This window comes from Mesorhizobium sp. B3-2-1 (genome assembly GCF_006439515.1).
Taxonomy (GTDB): domain Bacteria; phylum Pseudomonadota; class Alphaproteobacteria; order Rhizobiales; family Rhizobiaceae; genus Mesorhizobium.
In genome coordinates this window covers 247150-264437 of sequence record NZ_VFTI01000001.1, presented here as the reverse complement: position 1 = coordinate 264437, position 17288 = coordinate 247150, and the positions used below count along the sequence as shown (strand labels likewise).

The 17288-nt window shown below is 60.8% G+C and carries 17 protein-coding genes and 1 pseudogene; 12 read left to right on the top strand and 6 right to left on the bottom strand.

Going from position 1 to position 17288, the window contains the following annotated elements; genetic code table 11:
* Nucleotides 1–26 precede the first annotated feature (26 nt).
* The 9 genes from FJW08_RS01310 to FJW08_RS01270 all read left to right on the top strand — a co-directional run bounded on the left by FJW08_RS01310 (nucleotide 27) and on the right by FJW08_RS01270 (nucleotide 8668).
* On the top strand, nucleotides 27–1088 hold the full coding sequence (locus tag FJW08_RS01310) for a 2Fe-2S iron-sulfur cluster binding domain-containing protein (protein WP_140808272.1): 1062 nt from the start codon (nucleotides 27–29) through the stop codon (nucleotides 1086–1088).
* Nucleotides 1089–1137: 49 nt separating this feature from the next.
* Nucleotides 1138–2196, top strand: a complete 1059-nt coding sequence (locus FJW08_RS01305) for an aromatic/alkene monooxygenase hydroxylase subunit beta (protein ID WP_140808270.1) — start codon at nucleotides 1138–1140, stop codon at nucleotides 2194–2196.
* 17 nt (nucleotides 2197–2213) lie between these two features.
* A complete protein-coding gene (locus tag FJW08_RS01300) occupies nucleotides 2214–2585 on the top strand; it encodes an MmoB/DmpM family protein (RefSeq protein ID WP_140808268.1) in 372 nt (123 codons plus the stop codon).
* 71 nt (nucleotides 2586–2656) lie between these two features.
* Nucleotides 2657–3679 carry an amidohydrolase family protein gene (locus FJW08_RS01295; RefSeq protein WP_140808266.1) on the top strand — a complete coding sequence of 341 codons (1023 nt, stop codon included), beginning with the start codon at nucleotides 2657–2659 and terminating at the stop codon, nucleotides 3677–3679.
* A 4-nt stretch (nucleotides 3680–3683) separates the two neighbouring features.
* Entirely contained in the window at nucleotides 3684–4481 is a 798-nt protein-coding gene (locus FJW08_RS01290; RefSeq protein ID WP_140808264.1) for an iron-sulfur cluster assembly protein, read from the top strand.
* A 75-nt stretch (nucleotides 4482–4556) separates the two neighbouring features.
* A complete protein-coding gene (locus tag FJW08_RS01285; RefSeq protein WP_140808262.1) occupies nucleotides 4557–6188 on the top strand; it encodes a molecular chaperone GroEL in 1632 nt (543 codons plus the stop codon).
* A gap of 37 nt (nucleotides 6189–6225) precedes the next feature.
* Nucleotides 6226–7269, top strand: coding sequence for an NAD(P)-dependent alcohol dehydrogenase (locus FJW08_RS01280; protein WP_140808260.1), 1044 nt, complete (start codon nucleotides 6226–6228; stop codon nucleotides 7267–7269).
* Nucleotides 7270–7341: 72 nt separating this feature from the next.
* Complete coding sequence (locus FJW08_RS01275) at nucleotides 7342–8031, top strand: aquaporin (protein WP_140808258.1); 690 nt, start codon at nucleotides 7342–7344, stop codon at nucleotides 8029–8031.
* A 139-nt stretch (nucleotides 8032–8170) separates the two neighbouring features.
* The gene (locus FJW08_RS01270; protein ID WP_181178378.1) at nucleotides 8171–8668 is read left to right on the top strand and encodes a DUF1097 domain-containing protein; all 498 of its coding nucleotides are present in this window, start codon (nucleotides 8171–8173) and stop codon (nucleotides 8666–8668) included.
* A 101-nt stretch (nucleotides 8669–8769) separates the two neighbouring features.
* On the opposite strand, the gene FJW08_RS01265 is transcribed toward FJW08_RS01270, so the two are convergent.
* From FJW08_RS01265 to FJW08_RS32810, 3 genes and pseudogenes are all read right to left on the bottom strand, one after another.
* A complete protein-coding gene (locus tag FJW08_RS01265; protein ID WP_140808256.1) occupies nucleotides 8770–10854 on the bottom strand; it encodes a sigma-54-dependent Fis family transcriptional regulator in 2085 nt (694 codons plus the stop codon).
* Nucleotides 10855–10959: 105 nt separating this feature from the next.
* On the bottom strand, nucleotides 10960–11433 hold the full coding sequence (locus tag FJW08_RS01260; protein ID WP_140808254.1) for a hypothetical protein: 474 nt from the start codon (nucleotides 11431–11433) through the stop codon (nucleotides 10960–10962).
* A 221-nt stretch (nucleotides 11434–11654) separates the two neighbouring features.
* Nucleotides 11655–11855 (bottom strand): annotated as a pseudogene (locus tag FJW08_RS32810) (hypothetical protein); the annotation flags it as partial.
* A 28-nt stretch (nucleotides 11856–11883) separates the two neighbouring features.
* Here FJW08_RS32810 and FJW08_RS01250 point away from each other — a divergent pair.
* From FJW08_RS01250 to FJW08_RS01240, 3 genes are all read left to right on the top strand, one after another.
* The gene (locus tag FJW08_RS01250; protein ID WP_246682137.1) at nucleotides 11884–12258 is read left to right on the top strand and encodes a Fur family transcriptional regulator; all 375 of its coding nucleotides are present in this window, start codon (nucleotides 11884–11886) and stop codon (nucleotides 12256–12258) included.
* Nucleotides 12259–12313: 55 nt separating this feature from the next.
* Nucleotides 12314–13285 carry a GTP-binding protein gene (locus FJW08_RS01245; protein WP_140757059.1) on the top strand — a complete coding sequence of 324 codons (972 nt, stop codon included), beginning with the start codon at nucleotides 12314–12316 and terminating at the stop codon, nucleotides 13283–13285.
* 71 nt (nucleotides 13286–13356) lie between these two features.
* Entirely contained in the window at nucleotides 13357–13599 is a 243-nt protein-coding gene (locus tag FJW08_RS01240) for a hypothetical protein (RefSeq protein ID WP_140756873.1), read from the top strand.
* A gap of 101 nt (nucleotides 13600–13700) precedes the next feature.
* On the opposite strand, the gene FJW08_RS01235 is transcribed toward FJW08_RS01240, so the two are convergent.
* The 3 genes from FJW08_RS01235 to FJW08_RS01225 all read right to left on the bottom strand — a co-directional run bounded on the left by FJW08_RS01235 (nucleotide 13701) and on the right by FJW08_RS01225 (nucleotide 16667).
* Nucleotides 13701–14486 (bottom strand): hypothetical protein, encoded by a 786-nt coding sequence (locus tag FJW08_RS01235; protein WP_140808250.1) that lies wholly within the window; start codon nucleotides 14484–14486, stop codon nucleotides 13701–13703.
* On the bottom strand, nucleotides 14476–15012 hold the full coding sequence (locus FJW08_RS01230; protein ID WP_140757061.1) for a HupE/UreJ family protein: 537 nt from the start codon (nucleotides 15010–15012) through the stop codon (nucleotides 14476–14478). The genes FJW08_RS01235 and FJW08_RS01230 overlap by 11 nt, the downstream gene beginning before the upstream one ends.
* Nucleotides 15013–15758: 746 nt before the next feature.
* On the bottom strand, nucleotides 15759–16667 hold the full coding sequence (locus FJW08_RS01225; protein ID WP_140756877.1) for a LysR family transcriptional regulator: 909 nt from the start codon (nucleotides 16665–16667) through the stop codon (nucleotides 15759–15761).
* Between the last annotated feature and the right edge of the window lie 621 nt (nucleotides 16668–17288).

Genomic DNA, 17288 nt, shown 5'->3' with positions numbered 1-17288 from the left:
CCGGCTCATCCCAACTGGAGGCCCGCATGTCGGAAACCCACACGGTCAGGCTCAGCCCGGTCGGCGTCGATTTCGAGGTCGAGCATGGCGAGACGGTGCTCAACGCCGCGTTCCGCCAGGGCATCGCCCTGCCGCACGGTTGCAAGGAAGGGCAATGCTCGGCCTGCAAAAGCGTGTTGCTTGATGGCGAAGCCGACATGCTGAAATACTCGACCTTCGCACTGAACGACATGGAGAAGGAGAGCGGCCACGTCCTTTTGTGCCGCTGCATCGCCTACTCCGATCTGGAAGTCGAGCTTCTCAACTACGACGAGGAGATTCTGGCGAAAGCCATCGCCGTAAAGACGTTCAAGGGCCGGATTGCTCTGATCGAGCATCTGACCCACGACATTCGCGGCATCGAGATCGAACTCGGCTCGCCGATAAAGTTCTGGGCGGGGCAATATGTCGACATCACGGTTACCACGCAAAAAGGGGAGACGATTACGCGCTCGTTCTCCATGGCAAATACGCCGGACCAAACCGAAAAACTCTCCTTCATCATCAAAAAATACCCTGAGGGAAAGTTCTCCGGAGAACTCGATTCCGGAGGCATCAAGGCCGGAGCCGAGGTCACCGTCGTCGGACCCTACGGAACCTGTTTCCGCCGGGACGAACGGCAGGGACCCCTAATCCTCGTTGGGGCCGGATCGGGCATGTCACCGATCTGGTCGATCCTCAACGACCACCTGAAGAGCGGCGAGAAACGTCCGGTCTATTTCTTCTACGGCGCCCGCACCCGCAACGATCTGTTTTACCTCGACAGGATCGCCGAGCTGGTCGGCCGGCATTCGGAGGTCACCTTCATTCCGGTGCTGTCGCACGCGAACGATGACGCCGAGTGGCAAGGCGAACGCGGCTTCGTGCACCTGAGTGTCGACGCCAAACTCAAGCAACTGGCGGTCGACGGGCAGGGCGATGTCCATGCTTGCGGCCCGCCGCCGATGATCGATGCGCTGCAGCCGGTCCTGTTCATGAACGGGTTCGAGACGGAGCGGATCTTCTTCGACAAGTTCACCACATCGGCAGGTGCAACGCCGGCCCATTGAGGGGCGGCTACGCAAAGCCAACCACAACTGCAACAAGGGAGAGAGAACTATGCCTGCAACCTCGAGTTCAGTCGGATCCGGAGCCGCCGGCGCGGCGATCTTTGCCGACTCCGACAGCCGGAAGTACCGGTATTTCGACCCGAAGGGCCAGCGTGCCACTCACTATGAGGACATGACGGTCGACGTGCAGCCAGATCCCGAGCGTTACCTGATCCAGGACTGGATCATTTCCTTCGCCGACGGCAAGGGCGCCTACGTCAAGCAGAACACCGCCGCGCAGAGCTCCAACTGGCATGCCTTCCGCGCCCCCGATCAGGAATGGGAGCGCACGCACTACCAGCGCCAGTCGAAGATCGAGACGATGGTGCAGAGCGTCATCAACAATGCGCGCAAGTCGGGCGCGCCAAAAACCTTCGACAAGGCCTGGGTCAAGATCCTTCAGGCCCAGCTCGGCGCCTGGAAGCATGCCGAATTCGGACTTGGCACCTCACTCATGCAGGCGCAGCGTTACGGCTACACCCAGATGATCAACAACGCGACGCTGACCAACTCGTCCTACAAGCTCAGGCTTGCACAGGACATCACGCTCTACCTTGCCGAGATCGGCATGGACCTTCCCGGCTGGGACGACGAACTCGGCAAGAAGACATGGCTCGAGGACAAGAACTGGCAAGGCACGCGCGAAGCGGTCGAAACCATCATGGGCACGACAGACTATCTCGAACAGTATTTCGCCATCAACATCATCTTCGAACCGTTGGTCGGCGAAGTATTCCGCTCTGGCTTCCTGATGCAGATCGCCGCCGCCAACCACGACTTCATCACACCGGCGGTGATATCGGCAGCCGAAGCCGACTATGAGCGCAACCTCGCCAACACGATCGACCTCATGCACTTGCTCGCCAACGACGAGAAACACGGCGCGGCAAACAAGAAGCTCTTCCAGGGCTGGGTCAAGAAGCACGGCGCGCTCGCCGACAAGGCAGCCATCGGCCTGCAGCCGATCTGGTCTATGCCGCATTCCAAGCCGGTCGCGTTCGCGGACGTTCGCGCCAAATCCGACGAACGGATTGGCCAGATCCTTGGCGAACTCGGCCTCAAGCGCTGAAAAAAGGGGAAATTGTCATGTCACTATCAGCACGCGATGCCACGCACTCCAACATCTTCAAGGAGATGAAGGACATCACCTTCGAACAGACGATTTCGCACCAGTGCGGCGTCACCATGAACGACTCCGTCGAAGCCAGGGCCATCGCCGAATTCATGGGCCAGAAGCCGGGGGTGACGATCACCTACCAGCCGGCGCTGATCCGCATCGACGGTGACGGCAAGCTGATCTTCAAGATGGACGCCATCGGTGAATACCTCGGCCGCGAAATTTCAGCCGAGACCTTCGAGGTCAACACGTCCACCCACTACGGCCGCATGGTCCGTGTCGACGACAACACCGTGATCCTGTTCGGCAACATGGATGAGATGTTCGAATACATCGAATAGCCGCCAAAAAACGGGCGCGTCGCCGACGTGCGGCGCGCCGAACCGATCAACGCCATCTTGCGGAGGAACGAATGTTTAGAACACCGGAAGGCAAGGATATTTTCGTGGTCGACGGCCACACCCATTTCTGGGACGGCAGCCCCGAGAACCAGAAGAACATCCACGGCAAGCAGTTCATCGAGTGCTTCTATGCCTATCACACCGGCCTGAGCCCCAAGGACCAGTTGTGGGAGAAGTCGAAGTTCGAGAAATACAGTGCCGACGACCTCTATCGCGACCTGTTCATCGACGGTCCCGATGATGTGGCGATCGTCCAGTCGACCTATCTCAAGGACTTCTACAAGAACGGCTTCAACACGATCGAGCGCAACGCCGAGGTGGCTAAGCGCTATCCGGAGCGTTTCATCGTCAATGGCGCCTTCGATCCGCGCGACGGTGAGAAGGCGCTCGAGTACATCCACTTCCTCAAGGAGACCTACGACGTCAAGGGCGTGAAAATGTACACGGCCGAATGGAACGGCGCCTCCAAAGGCTGGAAGCTCACCGATCCCGATGCCTACAAATGCTTCGAACTCTGCGACAAGCTCGGCATCAGGAACATCCACGTCCACAAGGGTCCGACCATCATCCCGCTCAGCAAGGACGCCTTCGACGTCCATGACGTTGACTATGCGGCGACGGATTTCCAGGGTCTCAACTGGATCATCGAGCATTGCGGCCTGCCGCGCCTCGACGATTTCTGCTGGATCGCAACGCAGGAAACCAACGTCTATGGCGGACTGGCGGTGGCGCTGCCCTTCATCCATTCCCGCCCGCGCTATTTCGGCGAGGTGATTGCCGAACTGCTGTTCTGGATTGGGCCGGAGAAAATCCTGTTCGGTTCCGACTACGCGATTTGGACGCCGCGTTGGCTTGTCGAGAAATTCTGGGCCTATCAAATCCCTGAGGACATCGCCGCGGAACGTGGTGTGCAGCTGACCGACGAGATCAAGGAGAAGATCCTCGGCCTCAACGCAGCGCGCCTCTACAACATCGACGTCGAAGCCAAGAAGAAGGCGCTAGCCGGCTCGCCCTTCAGCATCGCGGCGGAGTAGGGCCATGGCAACCGCCAGCGTTTCCGGCAGCCGAGAGAACGAACTCTGGCGGTGCCTTGGTGAGGTCAACGACCCCGAGCTCGACGAACCGATTACCGAGATGGGCTTCGTCGAGCGGGCTGCGATGGCGAGCGATGGCAGCGTGGAGATAGACTTCCGCCTGCCGACCTACTGGTGCTCGCCCAACTTCGCGTTCCTTATGCTGGACGGCGTCCGCAAGGCGCTCGACCAGCTCTCCTGGTCGCCGGCCTATCGCGTCAAGCTGCACGACCACATGTTCGCGGAAGAGGTCAATCGCGGCATGGAAGCCGGCAAGACATTCAGCGTCATTTTTGCTGATCTTGCCGGGGATCAGGATCTCGACGCTTTGCGCGAAACCTTCAGGATGAAGGCATTCAAGCGGCGCCAGGAGGCAGTCCTGCGCGGCCTCAAGGCGCACGGCCTGACGGATCGGGAAATTGTCGGCATGGAACTGCCGGCATACGACGTCGCGCGGTTCGAACCGGGCGAAGCAACCAAACAGAAGCCGAGATACAGGGCGGCTCTGCTTGAGCGCTTTCCTGACCGCCGGGCGGATGATCCCGTCTTCGTGACATGGGAAGGGCAACACATACCGCCTGGCGCGCTCGGTGCGCATCTCGCCGAACTGCGCGGTGTACGCGTCAATATGGAGTTCAATGGCGCGCTATGCCGTGGCCTCAAGCAGACCAGATACAAGGAACTGGATGTGGTCGACGGCGAACCGACGCTTGTCGATTTCATCATGGATCGCGTGCCGGCACGAGCCGCGCCGACCGCCTGATGCAGACCTGACACAACGGCCTCCCTGCACGAGGCCCCTAACCAACAACCCGCCCGTAAGGCGGAAGGAGGAATCATGCCCAAAATTATGCTTCACAATTCCGACGCGCGTCGTGCACTTGCCCGCGGCGTCTTCCGGTTGGCCGCAGCCGTCGAGCCGACGCTCGGCCCCAAAGGCATGAACGCCATGATCGACCGGCCGATCGGCACACCGATGGTGACCCGCGACGGCGTCAGCATTGCCTCCGAGATCGAGTTGCACGACCGTTTCGAAAATATGGGTGCGCAGGTCGTCCGCGAAGTGTCGATGCAGACCAACGAGGTCGCCGGCGACGGCACCACGACCGCCATCGTGCTCGCCAACGCGCTCATCCAGGGCGGCATCGAGGCGAACGAGCGCGGCGCCAAATCCGTCGATCTGTGCAAGGGCATTGATCTTGCCGTGGCAGCCGTGGTGGCCGCCCTCAAGGCTTCGGCGAAGCCCGCCAAAGGCAACGGCATCCTGGCTTCGGTCGCCAATATTGCTGCGACCGACACGAAGCTTGGCGCCCTGGTGGCGGAAGCCCATCAGCGCGTAGGAGCCGACGGTGTCATCACCACCGACTTCAGCGTCACCACCGAGACCACACTCGATGTGGTCGAGGGCATGTCCTTCGACCGCGGCTATCTCTCGCACCACATGGTGACCGACCAGGAGAAGATGGAGGCGGTTCTCGAACGACCCTACATCCTGATGACCGATCTGAAAATCAAGGAACCCGAAGCGCTGGATGCGGTTCGCCGTATTGCCGACGAGGATGGTCGACCGCTGCTGATCGTGTCCGAGGAAATGTCGCCGGAAGTTGTGGTGACGCTGCTCGGCAAGCAGGGGCCTGGAAAATACCTCGTCGTCCATCCGCCGGAATACGGCCATTGGCGCAAGGCGATGATGGAGGATCTGGCGATCATCACCGGCGGCAAGGTGATCGCGCGCGATCTCGGTGGCCGGCTGGAGGATGTCACTGCCGAGGATCTCGGAACGGCCGACCGGGTGAAAACCAGTTCGTCCTACACCTCGATCATTCGCGGCGGCGGCGACCATGCCGCAATCGCGTCGCGTCGCGCCCAGGTGCAGAGACAGTATGAAGCCTCGCCGCCGAACATCGACCAGGACAAGCTGCGCGAACGCCTTGCCAAGCTCTCCGGCGGCACCGCGATCCTTTATGCTGGCGGTGTCACGCCGGTTGAGCAGAAGCGAACCATCCAGCTTATCGAGGACTCGCTGAATGCGGTGCGCGCCGCATCCGAAGAGGGCGTGGTCGCCGGCGGTGGCTCCGCGCTTGCCCAGATCGCGCCGCTGCTCGACAAGGTGGCGGCCGATGTCAGCGGCGATGTCGCCGAAGGCGTGCGCCTGGTTCGTTCGGTGCTGTCGCGGCCGCTCTGGCGCATCGCCGCCAATGCCGGCGCCGATCCCGAAGTGGTCGTAGCGGAAGTCACGCGCATCAATGGCGGTTACGGCTACAACGCGTCTGCCGGCAGCTACCAGAACATGTTCGAGGCAGGGATCATCGATCCGGTCCGCGTCACCTATACCGCACTCGCCAACGCAGCTTCGGTGGCGACGCTGATCCTGACCACCGAAACGCTGATTGGCCATCTCGCCGAGGACGAGGATCCCACGGCCGGACCGGCTCGCGGCGGCGGCTCCGAAAAGCTCGGCCGCGCCTGAAGCAATCGAACAATCTCGACGTTGAAAGGATACGACGATGAAAGCTGCCAGACTTTACGAATACGACCCGAAGATGAACGTCCAGCTCAAGATCGAGGAGGTCGCCGCGCCGACGATCACTTCCCCCGACGAGGTCATCGTGCGGGTCGGCGCCGCCGGCCTCTGCCGCACCGACCTTCACATCATCGAGGGCGTGTGGAAGCCGACCATGGACCCCGAAGGCACGTTGTTGCCCTACATCATGGGTCACGAGAATGCCGGCTGGGTCGAGGAGGTCGGCAGCGGCGTCCGGTCGGTCAAGCGCGGCGACGCGGTGATCTGCCATCCCTTCCGCTCATGCGGCATCTGCCTCAACTGCCGCCATGGCGAGGACATGTATTGCGACAACGGCCAATTCCCCGGCCTTGGCATGAATGGTGGCTTCGCCGAATATTTCATCACCAGCGAGCGCTCGCTGATCAAGCTCAATGCCAACATAACTCCGATCGAAGTGGCGCCGCTGGCCGACGCCGGCATCACCGCCTACCGCGCCGCCAAGCGGGCGGCGAAGCTGTTGCGGCCAGGCAGCTACTGCGTCCTGCTCGGCATTGGCGGGCTTGGCCATATCGCGTTGCAGTCGCTGCACGCGATCTCGGGCTGCCGCATCATCGCTGTCGACCGCGAGCCTGCGGCGCGTGTGCTGGCCAAGGATCTTGGCGCCGACTTCGTGCTCGATGGCGGCCCTAAGGTCGTCGAGGAAATCGCCCAGATCACCGGCGGCGGCGCCCATGTGGTGATCGACTTCGTTGGCGAACTCGGTGTCGAGAACATCTGCTGGAAGATGGTGCGCAAGGGCGGACAACTGTTCGTCGTCGGTTATGGCGGCAACATCAACGTGCCGACCGCGCACCTCGTCATCGAGGAGATCAACATCGGCGGCAGCCTGGTCGGCAACTTCACCGAACTTGTCGAACTGATGGAGTTGAACGCCGACGGCAAGGTGAAGATGCACTACACCGAATACAACCTCGCCAGCATCAACACCGCGCTCGACGACTTCAAGAACCGGCGGTTCACCGGCCGTGGCGTCATCGTGCCTTGAAGCATTGAACCGGACTTCGCGCGAGCACGTGCGGTGTCCGGTTCACGCCATCATCCAGGGGGAGAGAAACATATGAACAAATATGTCTGTGAATTCATCGGAACCTTCGCGCTGGTCTTCTTCGGCTGTGCGACGGTTCTGTTCATGCGCTCCGAGGTCGGTTTGCTGGGCGTGGCCATGGCATTCGGCCTTTCGGTGGTGGCGATGGCCTATTCGATTGGACCCATTTCCGGCGCCCATCTCAATCCGGCGGTAAGCCTTGGTTTCTTCGTCGCCGGCCGACTGAAATCCAATGATCTCATCGGCTATGTGGTCGCGCAATGCGCGGGGGCGATCGTTGCATCGGCGGTGCTCTACGTGATCGTGCAAGGCAAGGGCGGCGGCTACGACGTGGCGGCAAATGGCTTTGCCCAGAACGGCTGGTCGGCCTATTCCGCAACTTCCGCCTTCCTGTTCGAGGCGATCGCCACGTTCCTGTTTCTGCTGGTGATCCTGCGCGCCACCGCTGAAGGCGGCGCCGGTCCTCTGGCTGGTCTGGCGATCGGCCTGACACTGGTCATGATCCATCTAGCCGGCATTGCAGTGTCCGGATCATCGGTCAATCCGGCCCGCTCGCTCGGTCCGGCTCTGTTTGTCGGCGGAGCGGCGGTGTCGCAGCTCTGGCTTTATATCCTGGCACCGTGCCTTGGCGCCACAGCCGCGGGGCTCGCGTTGCGTGCTGGTGTGATCGGTGCTGGCGAAACGGCCGCGCAGCCGGCCTGATCCCTTGCCGGACCCGGCCAGCTCTTCTTCTTGGACCCCGTGGCGGCTGCCATGGCGTTTTGCGTGTCGGGGACGTCAGCGAAGCGCGATCCTGAAACGAATGTCTTTGCTTCGAGGTTTGAAAAAACGGGAGGACAACATGGATCTTATTACAGGACTGGCCGTGGTCATCGGCATTATGGGTGGCATTGCAACATGGGCGGCGATCACGATCGGCAGTCCCTATCTGCTGATCTGGGCGGTATTTGTCGGCTGGGGCAGCTTTTATCACTGTAGCGGCAAGGAAGCCGGGTTCCGGAATTCGGCGGTTGCAAACCTCTGGGGGGCGATCTGCGCGGCCGCCGCATTGGTAGCCCTGACGTCCATCGGGGTTACGGCGATCATGGCCGGTATTTGCGTCGGTATTTCCATCGTGGTGCTGATTCTCGCCGCCAAGCTGCCGCTACTCAGCGCCATTCCATCAGCGGTCTATGGTTACGCAACGACCGCCGCGCTTTTTCTGCTCGGTGCCGCCGCCTATGGTGATGGTGCCAGCGGCATAATCAAGGTCGCAACCGCCGTGGTGATCTCGCTGATCATCGGCAATGTTCTCGGCTATGTGTCAGAGAAAGTGACTGGGGCTGTCGTAAAGACCTGATCATGCCTGGCGACCGCTGCTTCCAGGGCAACCAGTCGCCGAACATTCCCCATCCCGCGGCGCGAATGCCGCGGGATTTTTTGCCGGTGGCAGGCCTGACCCTAGAGGAAGCCGCGCCGAATGCCGTATTGGCCGAGCTTGCGATAAAGCGTCGGCCGCGAGATACCGAGCCTGACGGCGACCTTGCTGAGATTGCCGCTCTCTGCCGCCAGCGCGTTCTTGATCGCCTGGCGTTCGGCATCCTCGAATGTGCATACCGGTGCCTCGAGCATGGCTGCGGGATGGTCGCTGTGGATGGCCGCGTTGTTGCAGGCCGCATTGATTTCACCGGGAAGATCCTGGAGCTCGATCGTGCTGCCGCGCGCCAGTATGTGCAGGCGCTCCACCAGGTTCTTCAGTTCGCGCACATTGCCCGGCCAGCGATAGGCGAGCAGCGCGTCGAATGCGTCGTTTGAAAACTCCAACGGCTCATTGCCGGCCAGCGCCGCGATTCGGCGGTTGAAATGCTCGATCAGCAAAAGTATGTCGTCGCCGCGCTCGCGCAAGGCCGGGACTTGAATCGAGACGGCGCCGATCCGGTAGTAGAGGTCACTGCGGAAGCGCCCGGCCGCCACTTCCTGCTTGAGGTCGCGGTTGGTCGAGGCAACCAGTCGCACGTCCACCGGCCGGCCCCTTGAGTCGCCGATGCGGTGGACCACACGCTCTTCCAGGACGCGCAACAGGAATGGCTGAATCTCCAGCGGCAACTCGCCGATTTCGTCAAGACTCAGCACGCCGCCATTGGCCATTTCGAAGATGCCCGGCTTGCCCTCACGCGAGGCTCCGGTGAAGGCCCCGGCCACATGGCCGAACAATTCGCTGCCGAACAATTCCTTGGTTATCGCCCCACAATTCATGGCGATGAACGGATCGTTTTCGGTGCGCCGGCTGCCGGCATGGACAAGCCGCGCGAACAGCTCTTTTCCAACCCCGGTTTCACCCTCTATGAGCAGTGACGTGACGCCGTTCGACCGCGCCACGCGGGAGGCGACATCGACGGCGGCGAGCAGCTTCTCGCTTTCGCCGACGATCATCTCCGCGGCTGTCTGCAGGTGCTTGTTAACCTCCCGGCTTACTGTCATCGCGCTGGAGACGGCCGGCATGGAGGGGAACACCAGAGCTGCGCCGCGAAGGTCGCCGTCGAGCTTCAGCGGCGTAACGTGGCAGGATCGCAGATGCGCCGGCAACGCCTTGGCAAGATCGGCGTCGGAGCCGGACGCCGGCAGGTTCATAAGCCAACGACCGCGGCCCGGCTCCATCGGGCCGTCCATCATATCCGTCGTATCGCCGTTGGGCACATTGTTGCAGAAGATCGCCCGGCCACGGTGGTCGACGATCACCAACCCGTCCTTTCGGCGGTAGCTAGGGGCCGAGGAAATGAAGGCTTCGAGCAGGCGCGTGCGCTGCTCCTGCTGCTGTTCGGCGAGCGCTTTTTCGATCTGCCGGGCGGTGGCGGCGACGAGCGCGGTGTTGTGCGGCCGGAAGATCGGCGAATAGCCTGACAGGTCGACGACCCCGATAATCTTGCCGTCGAGCGGGTCGCGGATCGGCGCGCCGGCGCAGGTCCAGGATTTGATGCCCGCGCAGAAATGCTCTGCCGCATGAACGAAAGTCGGCTCACCGGTCCACAGCGCCGTGCCGATGCCGTTGGTGCCGACGGCGTCCTCGTTCCATTTGCCGCCGATCCCCAGATGGATATCCATGCCGTCGTGCAGGGTCTTCTTGTCGCCGATCGCGTCGATCAGCACGCCGTCACTGTCGGCAAGCACAAGCATCGCGCCTGTCCCTTGCAACAACTGGCCAAGGGAGTCGAACGACCGCCGCGCCGCCGCAAGCAGTTCTGCATTGGACCGGGTCAGATATTCGATCTCGTCGCGATCACTGCTCAGCGGCGCTTCAATCCCCTGGGCGTTGATGCCGCCGGTGACGCTGCGATACCAGGAATCGTGGATGAGGGAGCGGACGTGGCTTGGTTGGACTGCGTCGCGGGCGCATTTGGGCGCGTCGGCCAGAAAATCTTCCCAGGCGCGCATGGTGGCCCGCTCGTCATAGTCGATGTTGCCCAGAACCATTTGCCCGGCGGCCATTGACGCACGCGCCGGAAGAGCATCGATCTTCATCTGATTGGGGCCTATCTCGCGTTTCATTCAGCCATCACAGAACCTATTGGGGTATGCTATTTCTGTATGCTGTCGCGTTTCGCAAGCTGACGCGGATTGGACGTGCACAAGCACGCCCGGGCGTCTGCCTCATCAGTCGATGCCGAGTTTCGCGCCGATATCGGCGGCAAGCTGTTCTTCGGTATAGGTGGGCGCAAGGCGGGATCCGTCCAACTCGGCAAGTGCTTCGGCGACGGTTTCGTCCACCGGCGAGAAAAAGCCATTCTGTTTCGTCGCCAGCACGAAGATCTGGTCCCCGCTCCGGTTGCGGATATCGCCGATGTGATGAAGTTGGCGGCCGGTGTTCTGATCCTTCGAGATCACGCGGCCGTTGATGGTGACCTGGATTGACGGTTTGGCTTCAGCCACAGGCGCAGCACTGCCGCCAACATGGATGATCAAACCTTCCGCCTTCGGTTGCTGGCGCGGCTTCCTGGATGCCGAATAGCCGCCGCCGCTGATCTGGTCGGCAAGGCGAACGATGGTCGAGCGGTTTTGCTCGATCAGTCTCTTGACTTGCACGTCCTCGCGCCGCGGTCCATCCCGCTTGGAGATGATCTCAACCATGAATCCTCCCAGATTCGCTTGGGCGTCGCCGTTAGCACGGCTTACTCCTCTTTTGAGCTGAACTCTACACCGCCTCGGTGAAGTTCGCCATTTCTAATCCCATAGCGCCAAAATTCGGGTCGCCGGTAGCAGGCGGCTGCTACACGGGATTTTGAGTAACACCCGCCTAAGGTTGCCTTGTTCGCCAATTCCGCGGGTTCGCTGTCAAGTGATTGCCTGTTGCGCAGGTAGAGTGCGCACGTGGTGCGCAGCATGGAGGCAAAGTTCGGGATATGGCCGTTGCATTCCGGAACGTTGTGGTTGACGGGTGGATAGGTTATGTTATTACGTTCGCTAACAAAGAATCGTAATGTTATCTTATAACGAGTGTGACCCGCTATGCTTCGTCGATCATATGGGCAAACTGCGACGGTGGGGCAGATACCCGAGCTAACGAGGAACCAAAAGCTGGTGTTGGAGGTCATCTCCCATGCCCGCAAGCCGGTCAGCGCGTATGACATCCTCGATGAAATCAGGCCGCAAGGCATCCGATCGCCAGTGCAGGTCTATCGGGCGGTCAAGAAACTCATCCAGGATGGTACCGTCCACAAAATCGAGAGCCTGAATGCATTCGTGTTGTGCGCCGGCCCGCATGCCCATGGTCAGGGGGCAGCAATTCTGGCGATTTGCGAACGATGCGGCCGGGTCGCCGAGTTCTGCGACGACATCATCGATCGCCGGCTTGCCGAAGGGGCGGGACGCCAGAGTTTTAAGATCGAGGCCGTGAGCCTCGAACTTGGCGGGCTATGCGCTGACTGCCTTGTCGAAGCGAACGCAACCCTTTGAACGGCAGATACCTAATTCTCTGAGAATCCAGATCATCATTTGGAAGGAAACATTGATGCCAATGCCTGTCGAGCGCACCCCGGTAACCGTGCTTACCGGTTATCTTGGATCCGGGAAAACCACGTTGCTCAACCGCATCCTGACCGAGAAGCATGGCAAGAAATACGCCGTCATCGTCAATGAATTCGGCGAAGTCGGCATAGACAACGATCTGATCGTCGATGCTGATGAGGAGGTCTTTGAGATGAACAACGGATGTATCTGCTGCACGGTTCGTGGCGATCTGATCCGCATCATCGAAGGTCTGATGCGCAGACGCGACCGGTTCGACGCGATCCTCGTGGAAACCACCGGCCTGGCCGATCCCGCGCCAGTCGCGCAGACGTTTTTCGTCGATGAGGATGTGCGCACAAAGACCAAGCTGGACGCCATCATCACCGTTGTCGATGCCAAGCACCTTCTAGGCGAGCTAGGCAAAGCGCATGAGGCGCAGGAACAACTCGCCTTCGCCGATATCGTTCTCCTTAACAAGACCGATCTCGTTTCAGCCGAAGAGCAGAAACAGGTGGAGGAGCGCATCCGCCGCATCAACCCCACCGCAGCGATCCATGGGACGGAGCGCTGCAGTGTCGGTCTCGAAAAGATTCTAGATCGGAACGCCTTTGACCTCGATCGGATTCTCGAGGTCGAGCCGGACTTTCTCGACGCGTTTCACGAGCACGAACACGACGAACACGTGACGAGTTTTTCGCTGGTGACGAAGGAACCGCTCGACCCTCAAAGGTTCATGCCATGGATCGGGATGATCACGCAGCACTTCGGAATGGACATTCTGCGCATGAAGGGCATCCTTGCATTCAAGGGAGACAATGATCGCTTCGTCGTGCAAGCTGTCCATATGCTGCTGGAGGGCGATCATCAGCGGCCTTGGAAGGACGACGAGGAGCGCGTCAGCCGTCTGGTGTTCATTGGCCGTAACCTGCGCAAGGACATCATCAATGACGGCTTTCTGGCATGCCGTGCATGATACCCTTCTTCAATCCGCTGGCACCTCGCAGCAGAACGGTCCCTCCCTCTTCGTCGAGAATCAAGGATTGGGTGAGAGCCCATATCGGTTGGTCCGAAGATGTGACCATTTCGGTCAATGAAATCATTTGCCGCGATCAGGGATGCCCGGATGTCGAGACGGTCATCGGCATCATGGTGGCAAACATGCCGACCAGGTCCATTCGCATTTTGAGGCCCATCGAGAATGTGCGCGAGACGGATGTGGCTCATGCACTGGAAATGCCGGGCCATTATCGGCCCGTTGATGAAAAGCGAACGGATAGGAGAGGGTGAGATATTCGGGCTCATCCCGCCAAACCGTTGGCGGCGGAGCCTCAGAAGTACCCTGCAAAGACGGTCGGACCGAAATTCCCCGGCAACCTCACAGCGCTTGTTCACGGAAGGGATGGCCTTGCAGCGTTCCGTGAACGGTCGCCTTGCCGATTGATGCCCGGAAACGGTGTTTCAAAGCGGTTTGCTCCACCTTCGGTCAACGATGCCGGCGGAGGCGGTGGCGCAAGCACCGGAGGCTTGGAGGCAATTGCCGCGCCTCCAAGAAGAAGGCCGATCGCAATCAGCCAGCTGCCAAGGATGCGCGCGGCAATCGGAAACCAGCCGTGCCAGAAGGCGTGCCCGCTGAGACCAATGGCAGCCAAGATCCACAAGCCGATGAGAGTGGCGATCATCGAAATTGCGGGATCATGCAAGGTGGGGTCGGTCAGCGTTGTGGCGACACCGAGCATCGCGCCGATCAACATGGCGCCAACGGGAAGAATCCATCGTCTGACGCGGGCAGGCAGGATCAACAGCAGGCCGGCCGTAAGCGCCGAAACTGGCCCGGTCAGGAAAAGGTGCGTCGTCACCCCGGGGACGTCCGCCATGATCGCGAGATACCGATCACGAAAGGCAATTCCGAGCACGACGCCCAGGAGGAATGTTGCCAGTGCGACAGCCACGTGGCGTCCGCGCGCTAGTGCGATCGCCACACCCAATCCGGCAAGCGGCATGACCCGTTCTGCGGAAAGGCCACTGTTGAGAATCCACCATGTCGTCACTGTCCGTTCGGATCGCGTCTCCAATATGAGAGCGCAGATCGAGGCAATCCCGAAGAATGCCAGCAGGGGGCCGGACCAGCGCAGAGCCCCGGGCGCTGTTCGCTCAGTATCGTTCTCAAGTGACAAGGAAATAGACGCCTCCAACCGCGATCAGCCCGCCCAGCACTTGCGATAGCCGCCCGCCGAACGGCTTGCCTAGAACAAGCCCGACCCCAATGCCAAGAAGATGGATCAAGCCGGTGGCGATGACAAACCCGATTGCGTAGTCGGCTGGATCGGCCGCGTTCGGAAGCTCCGCACCGTGAGCATATCCATGACAGATCGCAAACACTGCGATCAACAGCAAGGCCATCCATTCCGCCGGCCGCCAGGCGCATGCAATGGCCAGTCCTAGCGCGATGATCGAAAGCGCGATTCCGATCTCCACGCCGGGTAGAGGGATCCCCGCAATGCCGGCGATGCCGCCGAGAACCATGATCAGCGGGAAGGCAACCGGCAGCGTCCATATTGATCGTCCGCCGATCTGAGCACCCCACAGGCCGACGGCGAACATCGCCAGAAAATGATCGGGGCCGGTCAGCGGATGTTCGAATCCGCTGCCGAACCCCCCGGATCCAGACTGAATTATGTGAGCTTGGACCGCCGTTGGCATGGATATCAGTACACAACTGACGACCAAGCGAGAGACGAAGACACGCCCTGGCCGAAAGGCATCGGTTTGCCTAAAGTTCGGTTGAGGCGACGCGAGGGTCTGCTGACTACGCACTAATCACGCCACCCATGATCAATCGTTCCGGACAGAACTCTTTGGATGGTTCTAGCGATAGAGTGTGCGAGACGCATTGGCAATTTCAACAGTTGGCATCGTGATGCGGGTCGTGCCCGCCGGTCTATCGCGAAGCGCTGATTCTGGAACAAAAAATGCGCTACTTGGGTGGGCGGTGACGGTACTTTTCAAGACCATGGGGCACGCTATCGAACGCAGCAAAATGTGAGAAATCTTCCGATTGGTCCCGATAGTCGGTGAAACCTCAAATATTTTTTGCAACGATTTTCCCTCCAAAATCAAAAGTGTGATTTTTTGACGGCCGATGGGTCGGCGTTGTGCGCCACAAATAGGAAATAAACCAGCTAGCGCCGAGCCTCCGAGCTGCCCGCTGGCGCCACTTGGCCGCGGTTTGATTGAAGGGACATTGAGACCCTCTGTCCTCGACCTCGAAGGCTGACTCCACTGCGCCACACCCTGCGTGAAGCGTGTCTTCAAGCGCATGGCGTTCGGTGTGTTCCAGTCCTTTCGTCCATTCCAGATCAACGGCGTAGCCGCGGCTTGGTGATATTGTGCATTCCAATCAGGAATACTCCGAGGCCGCTTAACCCGGTGCATGGCTATCGTTGAAGCTATGCAGCGCTCCCCGAGCTCGCTGGCTGTCGCATCACCTCCTCGACGAAGGCGATAAACGTGCGCGCCTTGGTCGTCGCCGCCCGCCCCGTGGGATAGACGGCCCACAGATCCATTGATGGCAAGTCCCAGTCCTGGAGCACCGCCTTGACCGTCCCAGCCGTCAGTTCGGGCGCGAACATCCAATCCGAGGCGATGGCGATGCTGGCGTCCGCCAGCACGGCTGCGCGCACCCCCTCGGCGGCCGTAACGTGCAGCCGGCCTTTGACCGTGACCGCCACTTCTGCCCCGTCGCGATGAAAGGTCCAGACCGTGCCGCCGCCACGCTGGCTGTAGATCACCGCCTCATGCGCAATCAGTTCGCCGGGTGACCGAGGCTCGCCGGCCCGCGCGAAATACGCGGCGGTGCCGATCACGGCATGTCGAGTTGTGGCAATGCGGCGGGCGGTCAGCGCCGTGTCGGCGAGCCGCCCCATGCGTAAAGCCACGTCGATTCCCTCTTGCACGAGGTCGATATTCCGGTCGTCCAGCACAACCTCCATCTCAAGATCTGGATGGCGTGCCAAGAATTCCGGTAAACGCGGAATCAGATGGATGCGCGCGAAAGTGACCGCGGCGCAGATTCTGAGCTTGCCGGTGAGGCCGCGCCCGGCGCCGCGCGCCGCCAGCTCTGCCTCCTCTGCCTCCTCGATCGAGCGCCGTGCCCGTTCATAGAAATTGAGCCCGGCCTCGGTCGGCGCCAGACCGCGCGGCGAGCGAAGAAGCAACTTGACGCCGAGCCGGTCCTCCAGCTGCGCGACCGATTTCGAGACCGCCGGTTGTCCAACATTGAGACGGCGCGCCGCGGCCGAGAAGGAGCCGGAATCGATCACCAGCACGAATGCTTCCATCGCCGACAGCCGGTCCATGCGCATGCCTCATTGGAATAGATCATATAGCCATGGGGCTTTCTGCCACACATATCCTGGAATGGCTATTTTCTCTTCCGGCAGAGCCGGAGTGGCTATGGATACGCGGAGACAAAAAAGATCAGCGGCGCGCCGTGCGTGCGCGCTGGCGATCGCGCGCCAGATTTCACGCTCACCACCCATGGCGGACAGCCCGTTTCTCTGACGGCTGAGCTTCAGAAGGAGCCGGTCATGCTTCTCCTTCTTGGCCTGTATGCAACTACGCGATGTCGACATTCAGCTCGCGGCCCTGTCAAACTGCGCGGGCAGATTGGAACGGAGGGCGGGGTACTTCTGGCGATCTCGTCTGCCGTCATGCCGAGGAGCGGCTCGGCCAGGACCTTCCCGTGCTGTACGACGCCTGCGTTGTCGCGGGGCGTTATGGAATTTCGGCGCCCGCTACCTTTGTCATCGGCGATCGTGCTGTCACTGATCGACGTTGCCCCTGGCAACCGCCTCACCGGCGCGCTCTGGGCACTGCGCTGCATCGGAGTGCGCCGGTCATGATCACGGTCTTGTCCGCTGTCCTGCGTGTTCGTGCTGATCCTGGCGAACCTGCCATCAAAGAATTCCTCGTCTTAA